At 60.4% G+C, this 24322-nt stretch carries 25 protein-coding genes; 9 read left to right on the top strand and 16 right to left on the bottom strand.

The window, feature by feature from the left end; all coding sequences use genetic code 11:
• Positions 1–107: 107 nt before the first annotated feature.
• Entirely contained in the window at positions 108–1757 is a 1650-nt protein-coding gene (locus FHW37_RS13310) for an alpha-glucosidase family protein (RefSeq protein WP_145637188.1), read from the bottom strand.
• Between the two features lie 190 nt (positions 1758–1947).
• On the opposite strand from FHW37_RS13310, the gene FHW37_RS13315 reads away from it, so the two are divergent.
• Entirely contained in the window at positions 1948–2874 is a 927-nt protein-coding gene (locus tag FHW37_RS13315) for a sugar kinase (RefSeq protein ID WP_145637191.1), read from the top strand.
• 14 nt (positions 2875–2888) lie between these two features.
• Here FHW37_RS13315 and FHW37_RS13320 read toward each other — a convergent pair whose 3' ends face one another.
• From FHW37_RS13320 to FHW37_RS13330, 3 genes are all read right to left on the bottom strand, one after another.
• The gene (locus tag FHW37_RS13320) at positions 2889–3296 is read right to left on the bottom strand and encodes a helix-turn-helix domain-containing protein (protein WP_145637195.1); all 408 of its coding nucleotides are present in this window, start codon (positions 3294–3296) and stop codon (positions 2889–2891) included.
• Between the two features lie 3 nt (positions 3297–3299).
• Entirely contained in the window at positions 3300–3587 is a 288-nt protein-coding gene (locus FHW37_RS13325) for a type II toxin-antitoxin system HigB family toxin (protein WP_145637198.1), read from the bottom strand.
• A 111-nt stretch (positions 3588–3698) separates the two neighbouring features.
• Positions 3699–4247, bottom strand: a complete 549-nt coding sequence (locus tag FHW37_RS13330; protein ID WP_145637202.1) for a dual specificity protein phosphatase family protein — start codon at positions 4245–4247, stop codon at positions 3699–3701.
• A 205-nt stretch (positions 4248–4452) separates the two neighbouring features.
• Here FHW37_RS13330 and FHW37_RS13335 point away from each other — a divergent pair, with 205 nt between their 5' ends.
• Together FHW37_RS13335 and FHW37_RS13340 are read left to right on the top strand one after the other, a co-directional pair.
• Entirely contained in the window at positions 4453–4968 is a 516-nt protein-coding gene (locus FHW37_RS13335) for a hypothetical protein (RefSeq protein ID WP_145637205.1), read from the top strand.
• Positions 4969–5134: 166 nt separating this feature from the next.
• A complete protein-coding gene (locus FHW37_RS13340) occupies positions 5135–6190 on the top strand; it encodes a glycosyltransferase family 4 protein (protein ID WP_145638030.1) in 1056 nt (351 codons plus the stop codon).
• 80 nt (positions 6191–6270) lie between these two features.
• Here the strand turns inward: FHW37_RS13340 and FHW37_RS13345 are convergent, their stop codons facing one another.
• Positions 6271–7458, bottom strand: a complete 1188-nt coding sequence (locus tag FHW37_RS13345) for a DUF2325 domain-containing protein (RefSeq protein ID WP_186458245.1) — start codon at positions 7456–7458, stop codon at positions 6271–6273.
• A gap of 87 nt (positions 7459–7545) precedes the next feature.
• On the opposite strand from FHW37_RS13345, the gene FHW37_RS33555 reads away from it, so the two are divergent.
• A complete protein-coding gene (locus FHW37_RS33555) occupies positions 7546–7725 on the top strand; it encodes a hypothetical protein (RefSeq protein ID WP_186458246.1) in 180 nt (59 codons plus the stop codon).
• A 488-nt stretch (positions 7726–8213) separates the two neighbouring features.
• Here the strand turns inward: FHW37_RS33555 and der are convergent, their stop codons facing one another.
• From der to FHW37_RS13360, 3 genes are all read right to left on the bottom strand, one after another.
• Positions 8214–9635, bottom strand: coding sequence for a ribosome biogenesis GTPase Der (gene der, locus FHW37_RS13350; protein WP_145637211.1), 1422 nt, complete (start codon positions 9633–9635; stop codon positions 8214–8216).
• Between the two features lie 31 nt (positions 9636–9666).
• On the bottom strand, positions 9667–10338 hold the full coding sequence (locus FHW37_RS13355) for a tetratricopeptide repeat protein (RefSeq protein ID WP_145637213.1): 672 nt from the start codon (positions 10336–10338) through the stop codon (positions 9667–9669).
• Between the two features lie 192 nt (positions 10339–10530).
• Positions 10531–11937 carry an MFS transporter gene (locus FHW37_RS13360; protein WP_145637216.1) on the bottom strand — a complete coding sequence of 469 codons (1407 nt, stop codon included), beginning with the start codon at positions 11935–11937 and terminating at the stop codon, positions 10531–10533.
• Positions 11938–12268: 331 nt separating this feature from the next.
• On the opposite strand from FHW37_RS13360, the gene FHW37_RS13365 reads away from it, so the two are divergent.
• The 3 genes from FHW37_RS13365 to FHW37_RS13375 all read left to right on the top strand — a co-directional run bounded on the left by FHW37_RS13365 (position 12269) and on the right by FHW37_RS13375 (position 14628).
• Positions 12269–13252, top strand: coding sequence for a polysaccharide deacetylase family protein (locus FHW37_RS13365; protein ID WP_432442859.1), 984 nt, complete (start codon positions 12269–12271; stop codon positions 13250–13252).
• 93 nt (positions 13253–13345) lie between these two features.
• On the top strand, positions 13346–13699 hold the full coding sequence (locus FHW37_RS13370) for a VanZ family protein (protein ID WP_145637222.1): 354 nt from the start codon (positions 13346–13348) through the stop codon (positions 13697–13699).
• A gap of 104 nt (positions 13700–13803) precedes the next feature.
• Positions 13804–14628, top strand: a complete 825-nt coding sequence (locus tag FHW37_RS13375) for a calcium-binding protein (protein WP_145637225.1) — start codon at positions 13804–13806, stop codon at positions 14626–14628.
• A 464-nt stretch (positions 14629–15092) separates the two neighbouring features.
• Here the strand turns inward: FHW37_RS13375 and sbmA are convergent, their stop codons facing one another.
• Entirely contained in the window at positions 15093–16364 is a 1272-nt protein-coding gene (gene sbmA, locus FHW37_RS13380) for a peptide antibiotic transporter SbmA (RefSeq protein WP_145637228.1), read from the bottom strand.
• A gap of 139 nt (positions 16365–16503) precedes the next feature.
• Positions 16504–17706 (bottom strand): YbfB/YjiJ family MFS transporter, encoded by a 1203-nt coding sequence (locus tag FHW37_RS13385; protein WP_246690762.1) that lies wholly within the window; start codon positions 17704–17706, stop codon positions 16504–16506.
• A gap of 267 nt (positions 17707–17973) precedes the next feature.
• On the opposite strand from FHW37_RS13385, the gene FHW37_RS13390 reads away from it, so the two are divergent.
• Positions 17974–18330 (top strand): hypothetical protein, encoded by a 357-nt coding sequence (locus FHW37_RS13390; RefSeq protein WP_145637231.1) that lies wholly within the window; start codon positions 17974–17976, stop codon positions 18328–18330.
• 64 nt (positions 18331–18394) lie between these two features.
• On the opposite strand, the gene map is transcribed toward FHW37_RS13390, so the two are convergent.
• From map to FHW37_RS13420, 6 genes are all read right to left on the bottom strand, one after another.
• Positions 18395–19150, bottom strand: a complete 756-nt coding sequence (gene map / locus FHW37_RS13395) for a type I methionyl aminopeptidase (RefSeq protein WP_145637234.1) — start codon at positions 19148–19150, stop codon at positions 18395–18397.
• Between the two features lie 53 nt (positions 19151–19203).
• Positions 19204–20247: an LLM class flavin-dependent oxidoreductase gene (locus tag FHW37_RS13400; protein WP_145637237.1), complete on the bottom strand. Its 1044-nt coding sequence runs from the start codon at positions 20245–20247 to the stop codon at positions 19204–19206.
• A 111-nt stretch (positions 20248–20358) separates the two neighbouring features.
• The gene (locus FHW37_RS13405) at positions 20359–20715 is read right to left on the bottom strand and encodes a response regulator (RefSeq protein WP_145637240.1); all 357 of its coding nucleotides are present in this window, start codon (positions 20713–20715) and stop codon (positions 20359–20361) included.
• Positions 20715–22196 carry a sensor histidine kinase gene (locus tag FHW37_RS13410; protein WP_210249288.1) on the bottom strand — a complete coding sequence of 494 codons (1482 nt, stop codon included), beginning with the start codon at positions 22194–22196 and terminating at the stop codon, positions 20715–20717. Before FHW37_RS13410 ends, FHW37_RS13405 begins: the two co-directional genes overlap by 1 nt.
• A 225-nt stretch (positions 22197–22421) precedes the next feature.
• The gene (locus tag FHW37_RS13415) at positions 22422–22892 is read right to left on the bottom strand and encodes an SRPBCC family protein (protein WP_145637244.1); all 471 of its coding nucleotides are present in this window, start codon (positions 22890–22892) and stop codon (positions 22422–22424) included.
• Between the two features lie 141 nt (positions 22893–23033).
• Positions 23034–23771, bottom strand: a complete 738-nt coding sequence (locus tag FHW37_RS13420) for an SDR family NAD(P)-dependent oxidoreductase (protein WP_145637247.1) — start codon at positions 23769–23771, stop codon at positions 23034–23036.
• 123 nt (positions 23772–23894) lie between these two features.
• Between FHW37_RS13420 and FHW37_RS13425 the strand changes: the two genes are divergently transcribed.
• Positions 23895–24317, top strand: coding sequence for a winged helix-turn-helix transcriptional regulator (locus tag FHW37_RS13425; RefSeq protein WP_145637249.1), 423 nt, complete (start codon positions 23895–23897; stop codon positions 24315–24317).
• The last annotated feature ends 5 nt before the right edge of the window (positions 24318–24322 follow it).

Below are 24322 nucleotides of genomic sequence, written 5' to 3' on the forward strand. Positions count from 1 at the left end.
ATGAGCGTCCAGCTGGAGAGTGCGCGAAATCCCAAAAAGATCGTCCTCGAACGCGATCAAGGACGTCCACGATCACGTTGGAGGCCTTTTTCAGAGCCTATGCCGGCTCACACCCGCGCGCAGAAAACCTCGAGCGCATCAAGCTTGACGACACCGCCCTCGAGCTTCGACACGAAGCCCGGCAGCGACACCGGCAGAACATCGCCAAGCCGCTTCGGCAGCGTGAAATTCTGCGCCTCGCGGGTGAGGTTGTAGACGAAGAGCAGCTTTTCACCGCCCTTTTCGCGCAGGAAGGCCAGCAGGTCCTGGTTGGTCTCGATGAAGGTCATGTCGCCATCGATCATCGAGGGATGTGCCTTGCGGAAGGAAAGCGCGTCCCGATAATGCGACAGCACGGAATCCGCCACTCCTTCCTGCGCATCGACGGCCCGCGCGGCGTGGTCGGCCGGCACCGGCAGCCAGGTTTTTGGCCCTTCGGTAAAGCCGGCATGCGGCTTGGCATGATCCCAGACCATCGGCGTGCGGCATCCGTCGCGGCCCTTGAAGGCCGGCCAGAAGCGGATGCCGTAAGGGTCGCGCAGATCCTCGAAGGAAAGTTCTGCTTCCGTCAGCCCCAGTTCCTCGCCCTGATACAGGCAGATCGAACCGCGCAGCGAAGCAATGAGGGTGATCGACAGTTTTGCGACGCGGTCCTGCTCCTCAGGGCTTTCGATGAAACGCGTCACATGGCGGATCACGTCATGGTTCGAAAAGGCCCAGCAGACCCAGCCGTTGACCACCGTATCGAGCACGGTCTGCATGACCTTGCGGATATAGGAGGCGGAAAAAGCCGGTCCGAGCAGGTCGAACGTGTAGCACATATGCAGCTTGTCATTGCCGGTCGTATAAAGCGCCAGCGTGTTCAGCGAGCGTGGCCCGTCGCCCACTTCGCCGACCGTCGCGCGGTCGTCATAGGTATCGAGCAGCGCCCTTAGCCGCTTGAGGAAGCCGATGTTCTCCGGCTGCGTCTTGTCATAGAGGTGGTTCTGCATGGAATAGGGATTGGTATCCGTCTCCATGCCGGCGCCGTCGGTGTCGTAGACCATCGGCGGATTGTTTCGAAGCTGCCGGTCGTGAAAGTAGTAATTGACCGTGTCGAGGCGAAAGCCGTCGACGCCGCGGTCGAGCCAGAAGCGCACCGTGTCCAGCAGCGCATCCTGAACATCCGGATTGTGGAAATTGAGGTCCGGCTGCGAGATCAGGAAATTGTGCATGTAATATTGCTTGCGCACGCCATCCCATTCCCAGCCCGGCCCGCCGAAGATGGAGAGCCAGTTGGTCGGTGCCGTACCGTCCGGCTTCGGATCGGCCCAGACATACCAGTCCGCCTTCGGATTGGTGCGGCTGGCGCGGCTTTCGATGAACCACGGGTGGCGGTCGGATGTGTGGCTGATCACCTGGTCGATGATCACCTTCAAGCCGAGCCGGTGCGCTTCCGTCATCATCGCATCGAAATCGGCAAGCGTGCCGAACATCGGATCGACATTGCAGTAATCCGAAACGTCATAGCCCATATCGGCCATGGGCGAGGTGAAGAAGGGCGACAGCCAGATCGCGTCGACACCGAGCGAGGCAACGTGTTCGAGGCGCTCGGTAATGCCCTTGATATCGCCGATCCCGTCTCCGGTCGTATCCTGGAAAGACCGCGGGTAGATCTGATAGATCACCGCACCACGCCACCAGTCAGCCCCAACCGTTTTCGCCGTTTCGGCCGCCATGCCCGATTCTCCTCTTCGATTGTTCCAGACCCCAAACTAGAGCCGTGCCGATAAAAGACAACGCGAAAACCGGGGATCGCATGCTTCTGTCATCTCGCATCGCAAGAGCGTCCCCGAGCGGCGACCTCAGGCCTTGTCACGGGCAAAACTTCGGCCTATGCGACGGTACATCGCGTGGAGGGCTTGTGAATTGGGCGGACGGTTTCTTTCGATCGGTGAATGCATGGTGGAACTGTCGCAGGCGGGCGAAGGCCTTCTGCGCAAGGGGTTTGCCGGCGATACATTCAACACAGCCTGGTATGCCCGCGCCTGCATGCCGGCCGACTGGTCGGTGGAGTATTTTACCGCCCTCGGCGACGATCCGCTTTCCAACGACATGCTGGCGATGATCGAAAATGCCGGCATCGGCACCAAAAATGTCCGCCGCATCGAAGGCGGCACGCCCGGCCTCTATCTCATCACCCTGAAGGACGGCGAGCGCACCTTCAGCTACTGGCGCGACACCGCCGCCGCCAAAAAGCTGGCCGATGAAGCCGACCACCTTCGCCAGGCGATCGAGGCGGCCGATATCGTCTATTTCTCCGGCATCACGCTCGGCATTCTGTCTCCGGATGCGGTCGAAACGCTCCTGTCGGAGCTGCGCCGCGCCAAAGCCGCCGGCAAGGTGGTCGCCTTCGACCCCAACATCCGTCCCCGCCTCTGGCCGAAGGGTGAAACCGGCCGCCAATACATGCTGAAGACGATCGAAGACGGCGCCCGCGCCGCCACCCTCGTCCTGCCGAGCTTTGACGACGAAAAGACCCATTTCGGCGATGCGACGGTCGAAGACACGCTCGCCCATTACAAAAACCTTGGCGTCGAGAATGTCGTGGTCAAGAACGGCGGCGATGGCGTGACGCTCAGCTTCGGCAACGCGCCCGTCACCCATGTCCCGGCCGTAAAGGCTCCCGCCGTGGTCGACACGACCAGCGCCGGCGACAGTTTTAACGGCGGTTTTCTCGCAAGGCTGGTGACCGGCGCTTCACCCGAGCTAGCCGCCGCCCACGGCGCCGCCGTCGCCACGTCAGTCATCGGCCATCACGGCGCGCTGATTAGCCCGGAGCTTCTGCCGAAATAGGCTGGCAAGCCTTCTCACAGAGAGAGGAAGACGGCCGCAGGAATGGAGAAACGGTCGCTCAGCGCCCGCGCCTGACGGACGTTGATCTGCCGTTTTCCGCGCAGGATGTCGGAGACCACGGATTGGGCGCCGATTTCCGGCAGGTCGGATTGCCCAAGGCCCCTCTCCTCCATGATATAACGAAGGGCATCGGCACCGGTCAGGGCAGGCAAGGGCCGCATCTCTTCATCATAGGCTTCGACAAGGTCGCCCATGCGCGATGCAAGCGAAGCCAGCGGATGATCCTCGTCATCTCCAACCTCAGCCAGAATCTCATCGAGCTGCTCCACCAGCCGGTCATATTCGGCCTCGCTTGCTGGTTTGGCGAGAAGTGGAGCAACATGGAGCCAGTGCTCGCTGAGCTGTCTAACGGACGTGTTCATCAGCTATCTCTTCCACCGTCCTCTGTCATATGCGGCATGATCCAGCACCTGCTGGATATAGACTTTTCTGAACCCGTAATGGACGATCGCGATCAGTCGAAGCTTGTTGCCGCCGATATCGAACACATGATGCTGACCGACCTTGTCCACGGCAGGAAACAGCATTTTCATCGCCGCAAAATCCGCAGGATCGGACGACTTCATCAGCCTGTACCAGGCATCGAGAGCGCCGCTCGCATGCGGCCAGCGCTCCTTCGCTTCCCAGATCCTTTTCTGCGTGATGACGTGCATTCTCCAGCGCGCCTATCGCATTTTGCTATGAGGAGATTAACGCAGCACAAGCCTCATAGCAAGTTGCTATAAATGCCCGACCAATGCGGTGCTGCCGCGTCCCAACAAAACTCAGAACCCGATCGTTTCCTCGAAATTGTCCCAGGACTGGTACATCGCATAACGGCCGATGCCGGGGATCGGGATATGTCCGTAATAGGGCGAGAGCTGCCATTCGGAAAACAGCTCGCTGCCCTTGGCGACGGCGCCGACATAGATCGCCGAGGCAAGGCCGGTGCGGTTGGCGCCGTGTTCGCAATGGATGAGGATCGGCTTTTCCGCATCGCGCATGATATCCGCCAGTTCTCTGGCCTTGTCGTTGGAAACCACGCTGCCCGAGCTTAAGGGGTAGTCGATCAGGCGGATATTGTTATCCGACGCGGCGGCCTGTTCCTGCCGGTACCAGTCGCCGCGCTTTTCATTGCGCAGGTTGACGATGGTGCGGATCCCGTATTTTCGCGCGACGGCGTCAAGCTGCGCCTCGTCGAGCTGGCCCGAGCGGTAAAGCTGGCCCGGAATGACCTCGTGGAAATTGCCGAGAATCTGGCTGATGCCCATATGGGCGGCAATCAGAATGATGGGCAGGAGAATGACGATGGCGGTCCATCTGACGATACGCATGATACGACTTTCAACAACGGATGCGGCCTAGGTAAGGCCTCGATCCCGGTTTCGCAAATCACGTTGCCGGGTCCTTCATCTGCGGATTGAAATACCCCGCCGCATCCGTAAACCTCCCGATGGACAGCAGTAAAAACTCGCGTAATATCAACGCACTCCGGCCATATCCTGCCGGACATTCCCATCCCTGAACGGAGATTGCGAAATGCGTGCAGCCCTTGTCCTCGCAATGGTCCTGAGCCTGACCGGATTGGCAAAAGCCGACCCGCTCGATGACCTGAACGATGCCGAGGACAAGACCTATCAGGCCTGGCAGAACGTGCCGCTGACGGAGCGCAAGATTGCCTTCATCACCGAAAGCTCGCGTGGCTACGGCCTTTACGTGGAAAAGCAGGACAATGTCTTCAGGAAGGGCGAAAAGCTCATCACCTATGTCGAGCCGATCGGTTACGGCTGGAAGAACCTGCCGGGCCGCAAGTTCGAGACGAATTTCGTGGTCGACATGGCGATCAAGGACAATAAGGGCGAGGTGATCGCCGACCAGAAAGGCTTCATGAAGAACGTCATGCAGAGCCATAACGCCTCCATGGAATTCTCGATGGACTTCACCCTGACCCTCACCGGCATGCCTGCAGGCAAATATCTGCTCACCTATACGATCCACGATATCAGCAGCGGCCAGGATTCCAGCTTCGACCAGGATTTCTCCATCGCGGATTGATCAGGTTTGCCCGCCTTTTCGCCCTTCATCGGCATGTTACAAACTTTTCCGATAGAGGGGCGAAAACGCTCCGCAAGGCATGGCTGAGTCGCCTCCGGATCGGCAACCGGTCGAGGACCCTTCCATGACCCTTGTAGACATGACCCGCTTGAAGTCGCTGACGCCCATGACCAGAATCACCATCGTCTCGGATGCCTGGTATCCGCAGGTGAACGGCGTCGTGCGCTCGATCGAGAACACCAATCGCGAACTCAAAAGCATGGGTGTCGACGTGGTCATGGTCACGCCGAAGGACTTTTCCAGCATCCCCTGCCCGACCTACCCGGAAATTCGGCTCTCCATGGCAAGTTACCGGCAGGTCTCCGACGCGATCGAGGCCTCGATGCCGACCGCCGTCCATATCGCAACGGAAGGTCCGCTTGGCTTGCTCGCCCGCCGCTGGTGCCTGAAGAACGGCATGGCGTTTTCGACCAGCTACCACACCCGTTTTCCCGAATATGTCGCCGCGCGTTTTCCGATCCCGACCCGCTGGCTGCATGCCTTCGTGCGCTGGTTCCACAATGCCGGCAATGGCTGCATGGTGGCGACCGCGAGCCTGGAGCGCGAACTCGGCAAGCTCGGCATCAAAAACCTCCTGCGCTGGAGCCGCGGCATCGACCAGACGGTGTTTCATCCGATGGCCCAGGACGAGCGCCCCTTCGACCTGCCGCGACCGATTTTCATGACGGTCGGGCGCGTGTCTGTGGAAAAGAACCTGCCGGCCTTTTTGGATCTCGACTTGCCCGGCTCGAAGGTCGTCGTTGGTGATGGCCCGGCTCGCGCTGATCTGCAGAAACGCTATCCGAACGTCCTTTTCACCGGCATGAAGACCGGCGAGGATCTGGCTCGCGCCTATGCGCAGGCCGACGTCTTCGTGTTCCCCTCAAAGACGGACACTTTTGGCAACACCATCCTCGAGGCGCTGGCGAGCGGCGTTCCGGTTGCCGCCTATCCGGTCACCGGCCCGATCGACATCATCGACCAGTCCTCCGGCGCCGGTGCCCTGCATGAAGACCTGCGCCAGGCCTGCCTCGAAGCGCTGAACTGCCGCCGCGAGGATGCAAGCCGCCTCGCACGCAACTTCACCTGGGAGGCGGCTTCCCGCCAGTTTCTCGGCAATGTGCTGAAAGCCCAGGGCGTCGAGGCGGACAAGGTTCTGCCGAGGCTGGCCGCAGCCGAATAAAAAGGACGCGCTGCGCATCCGGATGGATGCACAGCAACGCGCCGACCTCATGAATTTATAGAACCGGACCTGTCCGCAGCCTATACGCTCGCGCGCTCCGCAGATTTGGGCGCGGCCGTTTCCGTGGCGGCAGAAACAGGGTCTGCGATTGCCGTCAAAAAGCTGGCAAGACCTGCGGAGCGCAACGGGATATAGGTCTTGCCGCTTTCGCGGCAGAGGCGCTTGATGATGCCCGTCGCGGTATGGCTGATATGATCGACCGGAAAGAGGACGAGATCGGCCTGCTGCACGGCGGCAGGCAGAAGCGTCGTGCTGTCCTCCATGCCGCCATCGTGGATCTCGAGCCGAAAACCGCTCTCGGCAGCCAGCGAGCGCATCCGCTCATAGACGCCGCGCCTGCCACCCACATAAAGGATCGCGATGTCTGATCCGCCATCCGTCAAAAGCCGACCAACCGACGCCTGATGGGCCTGCCCCTCGCCGGAGAGGATCGCTTCGAGCAATTCGTTTTCGCGCTGAAGCGCCACCACACGTTGTTCGCCGAAATCGGCCTTTTCACCGGCAACCCGTTCGGCTTCACGCGAGCGCGCAAGCTTTTCAACGAGGAGCCCCGACCAGGCCTGTTCGTCGCTCAACCGTTCTTCCAGAACGCTCGCATTGCGGCCCGCCACTTTTCCATCGCCCGCCCGGCTTTCGCGCAAAACCCTTTCGCGCATCAGCTCGGTCTGCAGCGTGGCGATTTCCTGGCGCAGCGCATTCTGTTCGGCGGCGGCTTCATCGAGCCGCCGCTGCTGCTGTGCCATCTTATCATCCCGGGCTTCCAGCTCCTTCTCCAGCGCGGCCAGCCGGGCGATATCGAGACGGCTGGCGCTGCCGACCAGATGCGAGAGCATATGCACTTCGCCGAAGACATCGCGGATGAGCGCCGAATCCGCAGCCGGATGCGTCTGGACCGCCCAATAGGCCCCGGCAATCTCGCCGCGATCGAAGGCTTCCCGCCAGTAGAGGCGCAGATCCTGCGCGTTCTCGATCTTTGCCGCACGGCGGATCGCAGCCTCATGCCGCCTGTCCAGTGCCTTGTTGAGCAACTTGCCGCCAATATCCCGATGTCCGGCCAGTTGCACGCCGCGGCCGTGCAATACGTGATCGCTCGCCGCCCTCGCCTCGGCATCACCGGCCTTGACGAGCAGATGCCGCAATTCGCCGGCCGTCAGGCATGTGCCGATGATCGAGCAATGAAAATGCGAGCTCAGCTCCCAGATTTTCAACCGCTGCGTTCTGCCCGCGGCCCTTATCTCCGGGCGGGTTTCGACCACAGCGGGTCGCGGCAGCAGTGAATCGGCCCGGAACCCGCGATGTTCGCCAAAGGCACACTCATGCTGGTGCAATCCCGGCAATATCGCCATCGTTCAATCCATCGATATATCTCAATGGATATATCGATACTGACAAAGTTTTATCATGGCAAGCTGGCACGCGCGGTTTTCGCGGCCGTGGCCGATCAGGGTCAGGTCTGGGTCTGGCATTGGGATTGAGATTGGGATTGGGATTTTAAGGAGCGCGTCGCGCCCGTCACGCACATAGGCAGGCCAGCCCACAAAAATCCCGACAGTGGGGCAGCCGCGGCGAAAACCCTTCAGGGATCATCGCCGCAAGCTCAAGCTTCTAAGAAGGCAATACAAACACTGCGATCAGCAGGATTGAAACCGGGCTGCGCCCGGGTTCAATCAAAGGCCAAAACCTCGAAACAGCCATAAAGGCCGAGATCGCGATGTCTGCAAGTTTGATGGAACAGCGTCCGGATCAGCCGCTATGCGTGTCCCGCCAGTGGAAATAGCCGATACCACCGGCGCCAAGACACACGGCTACGATCAGACCCAATGTGATCATGCAAGAAATCCTCCCAAAATGTCGCCCGACGCCCTCCACAGCACCGGGTCAACATCACGAGTGGATCATAAAGGTGTTAACAATGCAAGCAGACCGCGTATTGCGCCGCCCCAAGGGTAACAGTGGGTAGCAATCAGCGCTTCCGCTTGCGGCCTTCGAACGGGTTTTCGCCGGCCTTGAAATGGATGCGGATCGGCACGCCCGGCATGTCGAAATCGGCACGCAAGCCATTGGTCAGATAGCGAACATAGCTTTCTGGCAGGGCATCCGGCCGTGTGCAGGAAATCATGAAGGCAGGCGGGCGAGCCTTGACCTGCGTCATGTATTTCAGCTTCAGGCGGCGGCCGGAAACGGCCGGTGGCGGATGCTGCGTCTGGGTGCCGTCGAGCCAGCGGTTCAGTCTTGCGGTCGAGATTCGCTTGTTCCAGACACGGTCGGTATCGACGATATTCTGCATCAGCTTGTCGAGCCCGTAACCGGTCTGACCGGAGATCGGCACGGCGCGGATGCCGCGCGCCTGCGGCAGAAGCCGTTCGGTCTTTTCGCGCAGATCGGCCAGCACAGCCTGCGGATCCTCGACGAGATCCCACTTGTTGAAGGCAAGCACCGCAGCACGTCCCTCGCGCAGCACGAGGTCTGCCAGCTGCAGGTCCTGCTTCTCGAAGGGAATGGTCGCGTCGAACACGATGACCACGGTCTCGGCAAAGCGGATCGAGCGGATACTGTCGGCGACCGACAGCTTTTCCAGCTTTTCCTGAACACGCGCCTTCTTGCGCATGCCGGCCGTGTCGAACATCTTGATCGTGCGGCCGCGCCAGTCCCATTCGACCGAGATCGAATCGCGGGTAATACCGGCTTCCGGGCCGGTCAGCAGCCGGTCTTCACCGAGAAAACGGTTGATCAGCGTCGACTTGCCGGCATTCGGGCGACCGATGATCGCAACGCGCAGCGGCTTGGTTTCGTCATAGGCGGCTTCGTCTGCCTCTTCGTCTTCAAAGTCGGCGTCGCGAACGTCGATATCGGTTTCGGCCTCGTCGACCTCTTCCGGGAAGGCAACCTCTTCGCCGATCGCCTCGACGATCGCGTCACGCAGGTCGATCATGCCCTGGCCGTGTTCGGCCGAGATCGGCACAGGCTCGCCGAGACCGAGCGTATAGGCATCATAAAAGCCGCCGTCGGAACCCTTGGCTTCCGATTTGTTGGCAACCAGCACGACCGGCTTGCCGCTGCGGCGCAGCAGTTCGCCAAAGGTCTTGTCGAGTGGTGTCAGGCCGTATTTGGCATCGACCACGAACAGCGTCAGATCGGCTTCCTCGATCGCCGCTTCCGTCTGGGCGCGCATGCGGCCTTCGAGCGTATCGGGACCGGCCTCTTCGAGACCAGCCGTATCGATGATCGTGAATCTCAGGTCGATAAGCTTGGCATCGCCCGGCCGGCGGTCGCGGGTGACGCCCGGCGTATCGTCGACAAGCGCCAGCTTCTTGCCAACCAGACGGTTGAACAGCGTGGACTTGCCGACATTGGGGCGCCCTACGATGGCGACGGTGAAGTTCATGATCGTTCCTTAGGTCCCGAAGGACGGATAGTTAGGGCGCCTTGCCGGATGCGGCGATATTGTCGAGCATGATCTGGGCGCGGTTTGCGACATTGCGCGGTGCCGTCGCATCCTCGGCGATCTGCTTGAACCATTGCTTGGCTTCGGTCAGCTTGCCGGCCTTGTAGGCGGAAAGACCGAGCGCCTCGCGGGCGGAATTGGCAAGCGTATTGGCCGGCACGGCCATGGCCTGAACCTCTGCCGAAACCTGCTCATAGGTGCCGGTATCGATCAGCAGCCATGCGGCGCGCAGCTTTGCGAGATCGCGGATCGCAGCCGGTGCGCTCGTATCGTTGCCGACATCGCCGAATGCCTTGGCGGCAGCGGCGGCATCGCCCTTGGCGGCCTGGACGGAGGCAGCACGCATCTTGGCGAGCAGCGGATAAGAACCGGTCCCGTCCTTCTCGATCGCTTCCAGCGCCTTGAGCGCCTCGTCGTTCTTGTTCTGCTGCGCCAGGTCGAGCGCTGCGATGAACCGGTCGCCGGAGGCCGACGAATTGTTGTTGTCCCAGTATTCGTAACCGCGCCAGCCGGCAGTGCCGACGACGATCAGCACGGCGACGCCGATGACGACGCGGCCATAACGCTTCCATGCATAGGTCAGCTGGTCGGAACGAAGCTCTTCGTTCACCTCACGGAAAAAACTGTCGTCGTCCTTCGCCATTACGTCCCGGTCCCGAAAACTTGAGGCCCCGAAGGGCCCATCACTCTAAACAGCGCCTTCTAGACTATTTTGCACAGGATGTAAGGCCCCTGACATAAAACTCGCTTTACTGGTAGGAGCGCACTGTTGCGGATCGGGATCGACGGGACCGTAAGGCTGGCGAAAATCGCCCCCCGGAATGAGTCAGGCCCGCTACCGTTCGAGCGACTTCGGCCGGCGCTGCAGCACGAAAAGGACGATCATCAACGTCAGGAACATCATGGCCGAAGCGGCCTGCATGGCGAGGTGAACGCGTTCAGACAGCAGTTCCGGTCCGACAAGCGCATTGCTGGCACCTGCGGCATAGGCCGTCACGACGCCGATACCGAGCGACGCGCCCATCTGATGGGCGACGTTGACGACACCGGATGCAGCACCTGCATCCTCCTTTTCGACACCGACAAGGGCCGCAGCCGTCAATGGCGCAAGCGAACCGCCCTGCCCGATCCCGACCAGCATGGACGGGATGACGAGCGCGCCCCAATATCCGGAACCCGGAGACAGGAAGGAAAGCCAGACCATGCCGGCCAGTCCACAGGCGACCGTGACCAGCAGGACAGGCCCGTTTCCGAATCGCGTGATGAACCGCGCTACCACCATCGCCGCTGCAAAATTGACGATGGTCGATGGCAGGAAGGCAACCCCGGCCATGGCCGCATTCATGCCTCCGACGCCCTGCATGAACTGGCTGATATAGAAATAGAAGCTCATGTTCGCGCCAAGGAACAGCAGGCGAGCGGCATAAGCGCCGGAGCGCTCAGTGCTGGCAAACAGCCGGAGCGGCATCAGTGGCAGTTTTACCCGCGTCTGGACGACGATGAAGACGGCAAGCAGAACAAGGCTCGCGACAAGCGCAAACAGCGTCCACCGATCCGCCCAGCCAACCGTCGCCGACCGTTCGATCGCAACGAGAAGCAGGCCAATCGCGAGCGTGGAACTCACCGCCCCGGCAAAGTCGATAGGGCCCGGCTTGCCTTCGCTGTCGTGGGCAAAGTGTTTCAGCGCCCAGATCAGCGCAAGACCGATCGGCACATTGATGAAAAAGCCGATGCGCCAGGAAAGCCAGCCCGCAAAAATGCCGCCGATCACCAGACCGACGCTCGCCGAAACCCCGCCCGCCGCCGCATAGAAGGAAATCGCGCGCGTCCGCGTTTCGCCGGGCGGAAACTCCGCCTGCAGAAGCGCCAGCGTCGAAGGTGCGATGATCGCAGCCCCAATCCCCTGCACGGCACGAGAAATCACCAGCACGGATTGCGATGGCGCAAAACAGATGGCGAGCGAGGCCAGCGAAAAGATCAAAAGGCCGATGGCAAACACCCGCCGCCGGCCGAAGAGATCGCCGGCACGCGCACCAACCAGCAGAAAGCCGCCGAAGAACAACGCATAGATGCTCGATATCCAGGAAAGCCCCTCGTCGGTAAAACCGAGTTCGGCCTGGATCTTGTTGAGACCGGTAAAGACGATCGAATTGTCGATGACGATCATCGCAAAGCTGACGAGGATGATCCACAGAACGGGGCGGCTCTCCGCGGGAATTGTGGCAGGTCGGGTCGAAGTCATGATGCAGCGGTCTCTTGGACGGAATCGAAGACCGGCAGCCCTTGGTGGCAAGGCGGTCATTCTGGCGGAGACACCGAGTGTACCGCCCGCCCTTTGCGCCGATTAGATGCTGCAATCGGAATGCCCTTATTAGCCGACCTTATGAATGATCTGACCTCGCGGGACAGGCCATGAAGCTCTCGGCACGACCCAGGCACAGTGCAGGCGATTGACGACCGATCGGATCACCGTTCAAAGCTTCGCCTTATTCCACGTGCAGGAACCTTCGCTTGATTCTGCAATTCCCTCCCCCAAGGTTTTCATGCGTCCGCTTGCCCTCGCCCATCTCGCTCTGTCCACGCTTCTCGTCGCCGGCACGGCATCGGCCACTGAGACGGCCCCAGAGCCAGGCAATGGCAAGCCAAAACAGCTGGTGATGATTTCCTTCGATGGCGCAGGTCCCAACCAGCTCTGGCAGAGGAGCCGCGATCTCGGCCGCAAGGTGAATGCGCATTTCACCTTCTTCCTCTCCTGCACGCTGGTCATTCAGAAGGCGGATTCGAAAACCTATCAGGGGCCGCATCAGAAGGCCGGCCGTTCCAATATCGGCTTTGCCCAGAGCGGCGACGAGGCCCGCGGCAGGCTTGCCCATATCTGGCAGGCGCATCTCGAAGGCCATGAGATCGGCTCGCATACCTGCGGCCATTTCGACGGCAAGGACTGGAGCGCTGCAGACTGGGCCGAGGAAATGGGCAATTTCCGCCATGTCCTCTCCAACGCCTGGAAGACAAATGGTGCCGCCGAAAACGAGCCGGAAGGCTGGCGTGATTTCGTCGCCCACGGCATTACCGGTTTTCGCGCGCCCTATTTCTCGGTGAGCCCCGGCATGGTCGAAGCGGAAAAGCGCTCGGGCTTCCGTTATGATGCCAGTGCAGTCACCAAGGGGCCGGTCATGCAGGAGGAAAAGGACGGTATCATCCGTTTCGGCCTACCGCTGATACCTGAAGGCCCGTCGAACCGGCCGATCATCGCCATGGATTATAATCTCTATGTCCGTCATTCGGATGCCGTGGAAAACCCTGATCGCTCGGCCGAATTCGAGGAACGTGCCTACAAGGCCTTCCGCACCGCCTTCGACCGGCAATATGACGGTGAGCGTATTCCGCTTCAGATCGGCCTGCATTTCGTCGAGATGAATGCCGGTGCCTATTGGCGGGCGATGGAGCGGCTGGCGACGGAAGTCTGCACCAGGGAAGATGTCGCCTGCGTCAGTTATTCCGAGGCGATTGCACTGCTGAAGGAGCGCAAAGGCGGCCAGCAGGCTTCCGGCCTCTGACTTTCGCTCTTTTTGCCTCAAAACCCGCGTATTTCTGGGCTTTCTCGCCGATTTGATTTTGCCCCCGGGGCCTCTCTCGCCTATGACAGTTTGATGACGACACCTCTCTTCAAGATCCTCGCCTGGCTGGCCCTCGCCTTCATCATCTTTGCGACCGTCTCGCCGATCGGCCTGCGCCCGCACGACTTTTTGCCGGTCGATATCGACCGCGCCGGTGCCTTCGCACTGATGTCGCTGCTGTTCGTCATCGCTTATCCGCGTCACTGGAAGGCCTGCGCCGCACTTCTTCTACTTGGCGCCGGCGGCATCGAGCTCCTGCAGCTTTTCGCGCCGAGCCGCCACCCGCAGCTGGATGACGCGCTGGTGAAAGCTGCCGGTGCCGCGCTTGGCTGCCTTGCCGGCTGGAGCTTCAACCAGTTTCGCGCACGACGCCTCGCCGCCGCCTGAACGACACCGCCTGAACCGGGCTTCGCCGGGACATGTCACTTGCCGGACAGGATCGGGCCCTATAATTTTCCCACCAGCAATTTGCATCAGGTGAGGAGAAGACCATGGCGCTGGAAATCACGGTTGAAGACTATGCGGGTTACGTCAAGCAGATGACGCCGGCGGGCACGGTCATCGGCTCCCTCTCCCTCGACGGATATTCCGACGACGAGCTCGTCTACTCGATCAGCTACCAGCAATATTTCGAAGCCTACTCCTTCGACGGTTACTATTACGAGATCGATACGTTCAAAATCGACGGTGACAAGATTGTCGTCGCGGACGATCAATGGCTGCGCGGTTTCTGGTCGCGTCGCGACGATATCGAACTCTCATTCGAAGCCCGCGACAAGTCCGGCAATCTCGTCGCGACAGGCGGCCTTTACATTGACCCGAAGGATGTGCGCGAAGATATCCGCGGCACGGCCAAGGCCGACACTTTGCAGGGCGATGACGGCATGAACAAGCTGATCGGCGGCGCCGGCAACGACATTCTCTGGGGCCGCGGCGGTGATGACATTCTCTATGGCGGCGCCGGCAAGGACTCTTTGCGCGGCGGCGATGGCGCGGACATCTTCCTCTTCAAGTCGATCACCGAAAGCAAGGTTGGCGCCGCCGACGTCATCACCGCCTGGGATCACATCCCCCGCAACGATATCCGCGATCTCATCGATCTCTCGGCGATCGACGCCAATACCAAGGTCAGCGGCAATCAGGCCTTTGACTGGATTGGCGCGAAAAACTTCTCCGGCCATGCCAGCGAGCTGCGTTATGTGAAGGGCAAGGCCGACACCTTCGTTTATGCCGACGTCAACGGCGACAAGAAGGCGGATTTCGCGATCCAGATCAAGGATTCGATCAAGATGTATTCCGACGATTTTCTGCTCTGAAAACGGGCCGTGTCGGGCGGAAACAGCCGCCCATACACCCATTTTAGACGACGGGGACGTTCGTCCTGCAGATTTATTTTTTCCTGCAATAAACTCAGCATCTTGACGTTTTTCGAAGCGCCGGTTCGTCCCCTTCCTTCCCGCCTGAGCGATACTGGCCCTCGTCATCGGACGGGAAACCGGGTCTAGAACCGGCATCCTTGACGGCCCGTAAAAGGCCCGGGTTCCGGTGATGGCCGCAGACCGGAAACGAGGACCGGCAATCCTCCGAAAAACCGGAAACCGGTCGGGGCAGGTGGAAAACCTGACACACCAAATACCCGATTTGACTCCGCCTGCCCTTTTCCCAGGCGCATCGGCTCCGAAGATCCGCATCCTCTTCGGCATCCCCGCGCACAAACGAAAAACCGCGCCGGATTGACAACCCGGCGCGGCCAAATGTGCTGCTTTTATGAGAGAAGCGATCAGGTCGGCTTGTCGGCCGCAATCTCGCCATCGCTCTCCTCGCGGGCCAGATAACGCTGGTCGATCGTTGGCAGCGGCTGATCGTCGATCGCCGCTTCGAAGGCCTTCAGGCGCTTGTGAATGGAGAGAAGCTCGATGATCGTCGTCCAGGAATTGACGAGATATTGGAACGAGTTCGACACCTGACCGAAGGCGGTCGCGATCTGCTGGTAGATACCATAGGTGATCTTGCCGGCGACGATGGTCGGGACCAGAACCGTCAGCAGGAAAACTGCATCGGCCTGGATATAGAAATAGCGGGCGACGTTGAAATAGAGGTAGTGCCAGTACATCCGGAAATAGTTCTTCCGGACGTTGCCGAACAGTTCCTTGACGGTGATCGGCTCGGCGCGATCGGCATGATCCTCGCCATAAACGAGTTCCTTGCGGTACGCCGCCTCGACCCGCTGGTTACGAAAGTTCAGGCCCGGCAGCTTGATACCGGCAACGGCCAGAAGCAGGGTGCCGAAGGCAGACCAGAAGATTGCCAGCCAGAACAGTGCATGCGGCACCTCACCGACGATCGGCAGTTCCGAGACATAGCTCGACAGGCCAAGCAGGATCGGCAGGAAGACGATCAGCGTCATTACCGAGTTGATGAGCGTAATACCGAGGCCTTCCAGCGTCGAGGAAAAGCGCATCGTGTCTTCCTGCACACGCTGCGAGGCGCCTTCGATATGGCGCAGTTTCTCCCACTTCGCCATGTAGAAGTCGTTCATCGCCGTGCGCCAGCGGAAGATGTAATGGCTGGTGAAGAAATCCGTCAGGATGGACACGCCCATGCTGAGGAATGCGATTTTTACGAAGATGATCTGCAGGTCGTAGAAGTCCCAGACCGTGATGCCCGGCTGCTTGGAAAGTGCATTCTGCAGAAGGTCACCGAAAGGGCGACGGAAGTTGTTGATGACGACCGAAACCTGCACACTGAAATAGGTGACGGCAATAATGAGCAACGAGCCCCAGATCGACCAGCGCTTCCAGGGATTATCCCTGCCAAGAACTGTCCAGACCGCGCCGAAGAGAACGAGGCAGACCGCGAAATACGAATAGAACCAGAGATTGGCCGGAACCAGGAAATAGCTGAGATCGTAGGGTTCCTGCTCGGGCATGACGTAGCCGAAGGAACTGCCGATGCCTTCAACGACGAAATACCAGCCGAGGACGGCAACGAAGGCCCAGATGACAGCAGAAATGAAGAAAAACTTCGGCCGGGGAAAGAAGGAATGAAACACGGAGCTTTAGCTTTCCTAAAGTTCGAACTGCGGGAGGTCGCAAATGACGATCGAACCGGAAACTAAGGCAGTTCCATGACCCCGGCAATGGTCGCGCGCCTTTGTTACGCAATTGTAACGGCCGGAGCCGGATGGTGCTTCAGCGCCCTTCGCGGGCCAGCGGCAGGGCGATCAGGATGGCAGCGGCAAGCACGGCGGCGGCAGCAAGCGTCGGCGCGGTAAAACTGCCGCTCTTCTGGGCGAGCCAGCCCGCCACCAGCGGCCCCGCGATCTGGCCGACACCGAAAGACGCCGTCATGAAGGCAAAGACGCGACGCGGGCTCTGAGGCGCAAGCGAGCGACCAATCTGCAAGCCGAAAGCGGTGACGACCATGAAGGTCGCGCCCAGCAGCGCACCGCCGACCAGAGCCCCTTCCGTCGAAGGCAAGGTCACCGAAACGAGCACACCGACCGCCAGCAGCGCGACTGCAGCAAGATAGGCCTTGCCGATCCCGAACCGCGCACCGACCGGGTGCCACAGGACGAGCGACACGGCAGCGACGCCGCCGGTGACGAACCAGGCCAGGAATTCGACGATCGGCCCGGCATTGCCCTGCCGCGCGATGGTGACGAGAAAGGTGGCGGTGATCACGTAACCGAAGCCGAACAGACCATAGGACAAAGTCGCGGAGACCAGCGGCAGGCGCCAGACGAGCGGCGGCTCGGAAACCCTGACACCGGTCGAGATCGGCCGCGGCAGCATACGCTGCACGATAAGCGTAACAATGAACACGAATAGAGCCGCCATCAGCCAGTTCATCCGCCAGCCGCTTGCCGCATCGCCGGCAATGTCGTCGACGATGAACACCAGCGCGGAAGACAGCGCGATACCGACACCGACGCCGCCGAAATGCAGCATGTTGACCGACTGCCGCCCCGCCGCATGCGGCAGCACGACTGAAGACGTGAAGATCATCGCAAGCGCGCTCGCAAGACCGGCCAGGAAACGAATGATGGCGAAGAGGGTGACCGACGTCGTCAGCCCCATGGCCGCCAGCAGCGCAGCGGTCGCAAACAGGCCCGCCAGTGCCACCTGCCGCTCGCGCCCGGCCGCCCAGCCATAGGCGGACAGAATGGCGCCGGCGAGATAACCGGCAAAATTCGCGGCTGCGATCGTGCCGGCATCGGAAGCGGTCAGCGGAATGCCGTCGATCATGCCCGGCAGGATCGGCGTATAGATGAAACGCCCGAACCCCATGGCAGAGGCCATGGCAAGCGCGCCGGCAAGACCGATCGGGAAAGGATTGGCGGAATGGGATCTGTTCATCTGCAGCATGCCGCCCTTATCGCAGCCGGCCGCCATCGGCACAATTCAGGAATTGTCATCACTGCAATGAAACACGCTGATGCGAAGCGCTTTTCAGGCCGTTGCTCACGGTCAAGTGACGAAGAAAATGGGGGAAGTTCACCAAATGAACCACATTCGTCCTCGTTCCTCCCAGAAATGACGCTTGCAACGCAGCAAAAAAGAACAAATCCGGCATCGATATTTAAAACCCTACCCTAAATGGGGGATGCGCCGCGCCGACCTTGCCGATTTTCTTAAAAGGCACTTAAAAATGAGGGGAAAATGCTTAAGAAAATCGTTTCTGCAACATCTGCTATTCTTGCCAGCCTTTCTCTCGGATTCGCATCTCCCGCATTCTCCGCGGATTTCGGCGATCTGGCTGGCACCTATTCCGGAAAGACCGCAAAGGGTGGCGACGTGTTGATCGTCATCCCGAAAAGCGGCAATCCGACCTACCGTTTCCGCGGTGCGCCGGTCATGGTCAGTTCGGCAAAACTTTCCGGCAAGTCGATCGTCCTCAATGTCGGCAGTGCCGGCATGGGCAGTATTGTCCTGACGCCCGCGGGCAAGGGCAAGATGTCCTATAGCTACAAGGACAGCTGGGGCGGCAGCGCCTCCGCCAGCCTCACCAAGGGCTGAACAAGACCATCTCTCGCCTTGCCTGCTTCCCGGCAGGAAGGCGGGAGAACCCTTCCAAAATGCGTCAATCCGCTAGTGTCAAAATCATCGGTCCGTTGCGGGTGACCACGATCGTGTGTTCGTATTGCACGGTCGGGGCGCGCGGATCGCTATAGAGCGTCCAAGGATCGCCATTGCCGCCATCCTCGGCCCAGTCGGCACCGAGCGACAGGAACGGCTCGACGGTGAAGACGAGACCGTCTTCCATGATCCGCGTTTCCTGCGGATCCGGCCAGGTCGGCAATTCCTTCGGGTCTTCATGCAGCGAACGGCCAATGCCGTGGCTGGAAAGATTGGTGATCAGCGTATAGCGGTTTTTCTTGGCAAAGGCACCGATCGCATTGCCGATGCCGGCCATCGGCTTGCCGGTCTTCACCTGCTGCAAGCCTGTCCAGAGCGCCCTTTTACCGTCGCGGCAAAGCTTTTCGATCTCGCGCTTGACCGGCGGCACGGCGAAAGATGCACCGGTATCGCCATAAAACCCGTCCTTGACGGCCGAAACATCGAGATTGACGAGATCGCCCGCCTGGATCACCCGGTCACCCGGAATGCCATGCGCCACTTCCTCGTTGACGGAAATGCAGGTCGCGCCGGGAAACTTGTAGGCGGTTTCCGGCGCCGACTGGGCGCCATTGTCTTCCAAGAGCTTGCGGCCGATCAGATCGAGCTCACGGGTGGTGATCCCCGGTTCCAGCGCCTTTGCCATGGCATCCACGGCGCGCGCGCAAAGCCGGCCGATTTCCTTCAGCTTCGCCAGTTCCTCTTCAGTCGAAATAACCATCGATACGTCCCGAATAGATAAGGCAGCCGGTTTCGCCCCGTCTGCCCTCACCGTCAACGGCTTTTTGTGACACCGAGTTCTTTTCTGACGATCGGTGCGACTTTCGTGCCGTAAAGCTCGATGCCGCGCATGATCTGATCGTGCGGCATCGGCCCGATCGCCATCTGCAGCAGGAACCGGTCCATGCCGAAAACTTTGTGCGCGGCGATGATCTTTTCCGCCACCAGTTCCGGCTCGCCCAGAAACAGATTGCCGAGCGGCGAACGCGCCTGGTCGAAATGCGCCCGGTTGGTCGGTCCCCAGCCGCGTTCGCGGCCGATCCGGTTCATCACTTCGGCCTGCGGCCCGTAAAACTGGTCGGCCGCGGCCTCGGTCGTATCGGCGATGAAACCATGCACGTTGATGCTGGTCTTCGTGACGGAAGCATCATGCCCCGCACGCTTCGCCGCCTCGCGATAAATGTTGAAGAAGGGCGCAAACCGCGGATATTCGCCGCCGATAATGGCAATCGCCAGCGGCAGGCCGAGCGCCCCTGCCCGTGCTGCCGATTGCGGCGTACCACCGACCGCAATCCAGACCGGCAGCTTTTCCTGCAAAGGCCGCGGATAGACACCGCGGCCATTGATCGCCGGCCGCATCGCGCCCTGCCAGGTGACGACTTCTTCATCGCGGATGGCGAGCAAGAGGTCGAGCTTTTCGGCAAACAGCTCATCGTAATCGCCGAGATCGTAACCAAACAGCGGGAAGGATTCGATGAACGATCCCCGCCCCGCCATGATCTCGGCCCGGCCGCCGGAAATCAGGTCGACCGTCGAAAACTGCTGGAAGACGCGCACCGGATCATCGGAGGAGAGTACCGAAACCGCACTGGTCAGCCTGATATTCTTCGTCCGCGCAGCGGCGGCGGCGAGAACAACGGCGGGCGACGAGATGACATAATCCGGCCGGTGATGTTCGCCGAGCCCGAACACGTCGAGCCCGACCTGATCGGCAAGCTCGATCTCCTCCAGCAAATTCTTGAGCCGCCTTGCGCCCTCTTTACCCTTGTTCAGAGCAGAGGCATCGACATCGCCAAAAGTATGCAGCCCGAGTTCCATCGTGTCCAAAATCCGTTTGAGATCGTGTTCAGATAGCTATTCGCCCGGCATGGCACAAATGCGATTCTCTCGAAGGAAGCGTTCGAGAAAATGGATGGGCAGAGCCCTGCATCATGCATAAGGCCGCTGCGCCACCAGCCTTCCGATCGCTGCCTGGAGATCGCCTGCCAGAAACGGCTTGGTCAGCACCGGACTGCCGGCATAGGCGGGCTCTATGCCCGAAGCGCCATAACCGGTGGCAAACAGGAAGGGGATGCCGCGGTCGGCAAGAATATCGGCGACGGGAAAGGATTTTCGGCCGTCGAGATTGACGTCGAGAATGACGAGATCGAAATCGGCACTTTTCGCCAGCTCCTCGGCCCGCGGCAGGCGCATGGCAAGATCGATCACCTCATGGCCGAGATCGATCAGCATGTCCTCGATCAGGAGCGCGATCATCATGTCGTCTTCGACCACCAGAACACGCATCAGACCGGCCGTTCCGCATAGGGATCTTCCGGGGCATCGACGGTGCAGACCAAGCCGGAGGGCAAGAACTCCATCTTCACTTCGCCGCCCATTTCGCGCGAAAGGCCGCGCTCGATCAGCACGGAGCCGAAACCGCGGCGCTGTGGCGGCGAGACAGCGGGACCGCCCGTCTCGCGCCAGACGATCCGCAGGCGTCTTGCCCCGTCGGCCCGCTCATAGATCTTCCACACGACATCCACGACGCCCTCGTCATTCGACCAGGCGCCGTATTTCAGCGAGTTCGTCGCCATTTCATGCACGGCGAGCGACAGCGAGAGCGCCGTCTTCGGTGACAGGGTTACATCCTCGCCTTCGACCAGGCAGCGGCTGGCATCGGGACAATGCGGCTCCATCGCCTGGCTGATCGCACCGCGCAGCGAAGCACCGACCCAAAGCTCGCCGGTCAAAAGATCGTTCGCCCGGCCGAGCGCCACCATGCGGGCGGAAAAACGCCGCTGCGCTTCCTTCAGGTCGCTGGCATCGCGAAACGTCTGCATGGCGATCGCCTGGATCATCGCCAGATTGTTCTTCACGCGATGGTTCAGCTCATGCACGACAAGCTTCAGATGTTCCTCGTTGCGACGCCGTTCGGTAATGTCCGAAGCCGCCCCGAACCATTCGACGATCTCGCCCGCCTCCTCGAAGATCGGCACGGCGCGCGAAAACACCCAGCCTTCCGATCCATCCACCTGCCGCACCCGGTGTTCGAGCTGATAGACGGATTTTTTGCGCATCGCCTCGTCGATCGCAGCCTGCACAAGTGGCCTGTCTTCGTCGAAAAGATAATCCGCCTGCCAGGCAATCGCCGGCGCGTCCGTATCCGACAGGAAACCGCGGCCATACAGCTGCTTCATCTCCTTCCAGTCCGGACCAAGACTGTAGATGATGTCGGAGGTCGCATTGGTCAGCGCCCTGAACCGAGCCTCGCTCTGGCGCGTCCGCTGTTCGGCCAGAACCCGTTTCGTCGTTTCGACGACGATGGCGATCACACCGGCCGGCTTGCCGCTTTCGTCAACGACCGGCGAATAATCGAGATTCATCCAGACCGGCTCGGGCACGCCACGGCGGGTCAGCGTCAGCTGCTGGTTTTCATAGGCGAGCGTGCGGCCGGAAAGACCGACTTTCATGACATTGTCGTTGAAATCGGCGATCTCGGCCCAGCCCTCGCGCACTTTCGAACCGAGAAGCTGCGGATGACGCGCCCCGGCAAAGACCGAATAGGCGTCGTTATAGATCATGATCCCGTCTTCGCCCCAGAGCAGCACGATCGGCACCGGCGACAGGAGCAGCATATTGGTGACGGTTTTCAGGCTCTGCGGCCAGGACGTGATGGGCCCCAGCGGCGTGACGGACCAGTCGAAGGCGCGGATCAGCGAACCGGTTTCTCCGCCGCCCACCGGAAACACCGTTCCGTCGTCCTGTTCTGCCTGTGTCGCGACCAATCAAAGCTCCGTACGGGCTCCGGATCACGATCGGTCCGGAATTCAGACGGAGAAAATAGGCCCATGGCCTGCATTGTCCAATGCGGAAATATACGGATGCACTAAAATTGCGAAATCGCTACGCTTTTCCTGAAAATAACAGCACCGGCAAAGGGTGTTCGGCGCTCATCGCAAGACAGGGAAGCCCTATCTTGCCGGCCTTCCCTCCCATCCATGCAGCAGCGATCAGAACGTCTTCGCCACCTCTGCGAGCTGGTCCGCGACAATGCCCCAGCCTTCTTCGAAACCCATCTGCTGGTGCATATTCATGTCTTCTTCCGTCCAGTGCAGGGCGCTCGCGGTGTAGCGCGTACGGCCGCCACCAAGATCCTCGAACTCGATCACGCCGACCATGAACGGCTTTTCGGAGGGAACCCAGGCGCTGGTAAAGGCATCGGTGAAGACGATCTTCTTGTTCTCGACCAGTTCCAGATAGACGCCCTGATTGGGCACTTTTTCGCCGTTCGGCCCTTCCATCAGGATATGGTTCGAACCGCCGGCAAAAAGCTCGAGCTTCGCCTCGGTCACCTTCCACGGCGCCGGGCAGAACCATTCGCCCATCCGCTCGCCCGTCGTCCAAGCCTTGTAGAGCTTTTCGGCCGGCGCATCGAGTTCACGGACGATCTGCAGTTTGTACTTGGCACCGTTGATGGTCATGGATCCGTCTCCCTTTCGTTTGCGAGAACATCGCATTGGATGTTGAACCTAGGACGAATGGAAGGGGAGGAAACCGACAGGCCACGCGATTTTTTTCGAAAGAAAACCGAAGACCCGCCGGCAGATTTTACCGAAGGAGCATCACACCTGGGTCATGCCGCCATCGACGCAGAGTTCGGCACCGGTGGTAAAGCTGCTTTCATCACTGGCAAGAAACAGCGCGGCGGAGGCAACCTCATCGGGGCGCGCCATTCGGCCGAGCGGGATCATGCCCGTCAGCAATTCGCGCACCTCATCCGTCGTCGCCGCCATCATGGCCGTATCGGTCGGGCCGGGGCTGACGACATTGACGCGAATGCCCTTCGGCGCCAGTTCATTCGCCCAGGTGCGGGCAAAGGAGCGGACGGCCGCCTTGCTGGCGCTGTAGATCCCATATCCCTTCGGGCCGACCACATCGGCGATCGAGCCGATCAGCACGATCGCGCCACCCGGCTGCATCAGGCTGATCGCATCCTGCGCGGCAAACAGCAGCGAACGCACGTTCAGCCCGAAAATCTTGTCATACAGATCCTCGCTGATGTCGCCGAGCATGGAAAATTCCGACATGCCGGCATTGAGGACCAGAATGTCGAGCCGGCCATGGGCGTCGCGAACCTTGTCGAAAACCTGTTTCACATCGCTGGTGCTGCCAGCGTCGGCGCGGACCTGCAACACGCTTCCCTTGCCGTTTTCGGACTTTTCCGCCGAAGCGGTCTCATCCGCCTTGCGGCTGGTCGCATAGACGCTTGCACCCTCGCCGGCAAAACGATCGGCAATCGCCGCGCCAATGCCGCTGCCACCGCCGATGATCACGGCGACCTTGTCCTGCAATCTGCCCATCTCAAAAATCCTTCCATATGGGTGGCCGTAAAACCGGCCGGGTGAATGGAAGGCAGAGATATATTTCCTATATCTACGGCAAAATACGCACCACAGGTAAAGCAGATATCGAGGAGTATATGTATGTCCGAAACCGCTGAGCTTTCCCGCGACACGGCCCGTTCCGGCCAGCGCTCCCTGAAACGGGTCATCGACGAGGCTCTTCTCGATGTCAAAACATCGCGGCCGATCCTGGAGCAGATCGCCAACAAATGGTCGGTGCTGATCCTGACCGTGCTCTGCACCAAGCCGTCGCGTTTCAACGAAATCATGCGACGCCTCGACGGCATCACCCACAAGGCGCTGGCCGATGCGTTGAAGCGGCTGGAACGCAACGGCCTGATCGAACGCCATGTCCTGCCGACGGCACCAGTCGGTGTCGAATATACGATCACCCCGCTCGGCCACTCGCTGCGCCAGCCTTTCGAAGCGCTTTACGCATGGTCGATGACCCACGGCACCCAGATGGAAGCAGCCCAGGCGGAATATGATCGCCGGCAGGGTTAGTCCGA

Source organism: Neorhizobium alkalisoli, assembly GCF_007829835.1.
Classification (GTDB): Bacteria; Pseudomonadota; Alphaproteobacteria; order Rhizobiales; family Rhizobiaceae; genus Neorhizobium.

Bases quoted from the DNA above. Each gene is read 5' to 3' on its own strand.
- FHW37_RS13360 (WP_145637216.1), bottom strand. From the start codon at position 11,937: ATGACTTCGACCCGACCTGCCACAATTCCCGCGGAGAGCCGCCCCGTT.
- FHW37_RS13320 (WP_145637195.1), bottom strand. From the start codon at position 3,296: ATGAACACGTCCGTTAGACAGCTCAGCGAGCACTGGCTCCATGTTGCT.
- FHW37_RS13335 (WP_145637205.1), top strand. From the start codon at position 4,453: ATGCGTGCAGCCCTTGTCCTCGCAATGGTCCTGAGCCTGACCGGATTG.
- FHW37_RS13325 (WP_145637198.1), bottom strand. From the start codon at position 3,587: ATGCACGTCATCACGCAGAAAAGGATCTGGGAAGCGAAGGAGCGCTGG.
- FHW37_RS13370 (WP_145637222.1), top strand. From the start codon at position 13,346: ATGACGACACCTCTCTTCAAGATCCTCGCCTGGCTGGCCCTCGCCTTC.
- FHW37_RS13425 (WP_145637249.1), top strand. From the start codon at position 23,895: ATGTCCGAAACCGCTGAGCTTTCCCGCGACACGGCCCGTTCCGGCCAG.
- FHW37_RS13415 (WP_145637244.1), bottom strand. From the start codon at position 22,892: ATGACCATCAACGGTGCCAAGTACAAACTGCAGATCGTCCGTGAACTC.
- FHW37_RS13340 (WP_145638030.1), top strand. From the start codon at position 5,135: ATGACCAGAATCACCATCGTCTCGGATGCCTGGTATCCGCAGGTGAAC.
- map (WP_145637234.1), bottom strand. From the start codon at position 19,150: ATGGTTATTTCGACTGAAGAGGAACTGGCGAAGCTGAAGGAAATCGGC.
- der (WP_145637211.1), bottom strand. From the start codon at position 9,635: ATGAACTTCACCGTCGCCATCGTAGGGCGCCCCAATGTCGGCAAGTCC.
- FHW37_RS13385 (WP_246690762.1), bottom strand. From the start codon at position 17,706: ATGGCGGCCGGCTGCGATAAGGGCGGCATGCTGCAGATGAACAGATCC.
- FHW37_RS13390 (WP_145637231.1), top strand. From the start codon at position 17,974: ATGCTTAAGAAAATCGTTTCTGCAACATCTGCTATTCTTGCCAGCCTT.
- FHW37_RS13355 (WP_145637213.1), bottom strand. From the start codon at position 10,338: ATGGCGAAGGACGACGACAGTTTTTTCCGTGAGGTGAACGAAGAGCTT.
- FHW37_RS13310 (WP_145637188.1), bottom strand. From the start codon at position 1,757: ATGGCGGCCGAAACGGCGAAAACGGTTGGGGCTGACTGGTGGCGTGGT.
- FHW37_RS13375 (WP_145637225.1), top strand. From the start codon at position 13,804: ATGGCGCTGGAAATCACGGTTGAAGACTATGCGGGTTACGTCAAGCAG.
- FHW37_RS13400 (WP_145637237.1), bottom strand. From the start codon at position 20,247: ATGGAACTCGGGCTGCATACTTTTGGCGATGTCGATGCCTCTGCTCTG.
- FHW37_RS13330 (WP_145637202.1), bottom strand. From the start codon at position 4,247: ATGCGTATCGTCAGATGGACCGCCATCGTCATTCTCCTGCCCATCATT.
- FHW37_RS13405 (WP_145637240.1), bottom strand. From the start codon at position 20,715: ATGCGTGTTCTGGTGGTCGAAGACGACATGATGATCGCGCTCCTGATC.
- FHW37_RS33555 (WP_186458246.1), top strand. From the start codon at position 7,546: ATGTTCGCCAAAGGCACACTCATGCTGGTGCAATCCCGGCAATATCGC.
- FHW37_RS13420 (WP_145637247.1), bottom strand. From the start codon at position 23,771: ATGGGCAGATTGCAGGACAAGGTCGCCGTGATCATCGGCGGTGGCAGC.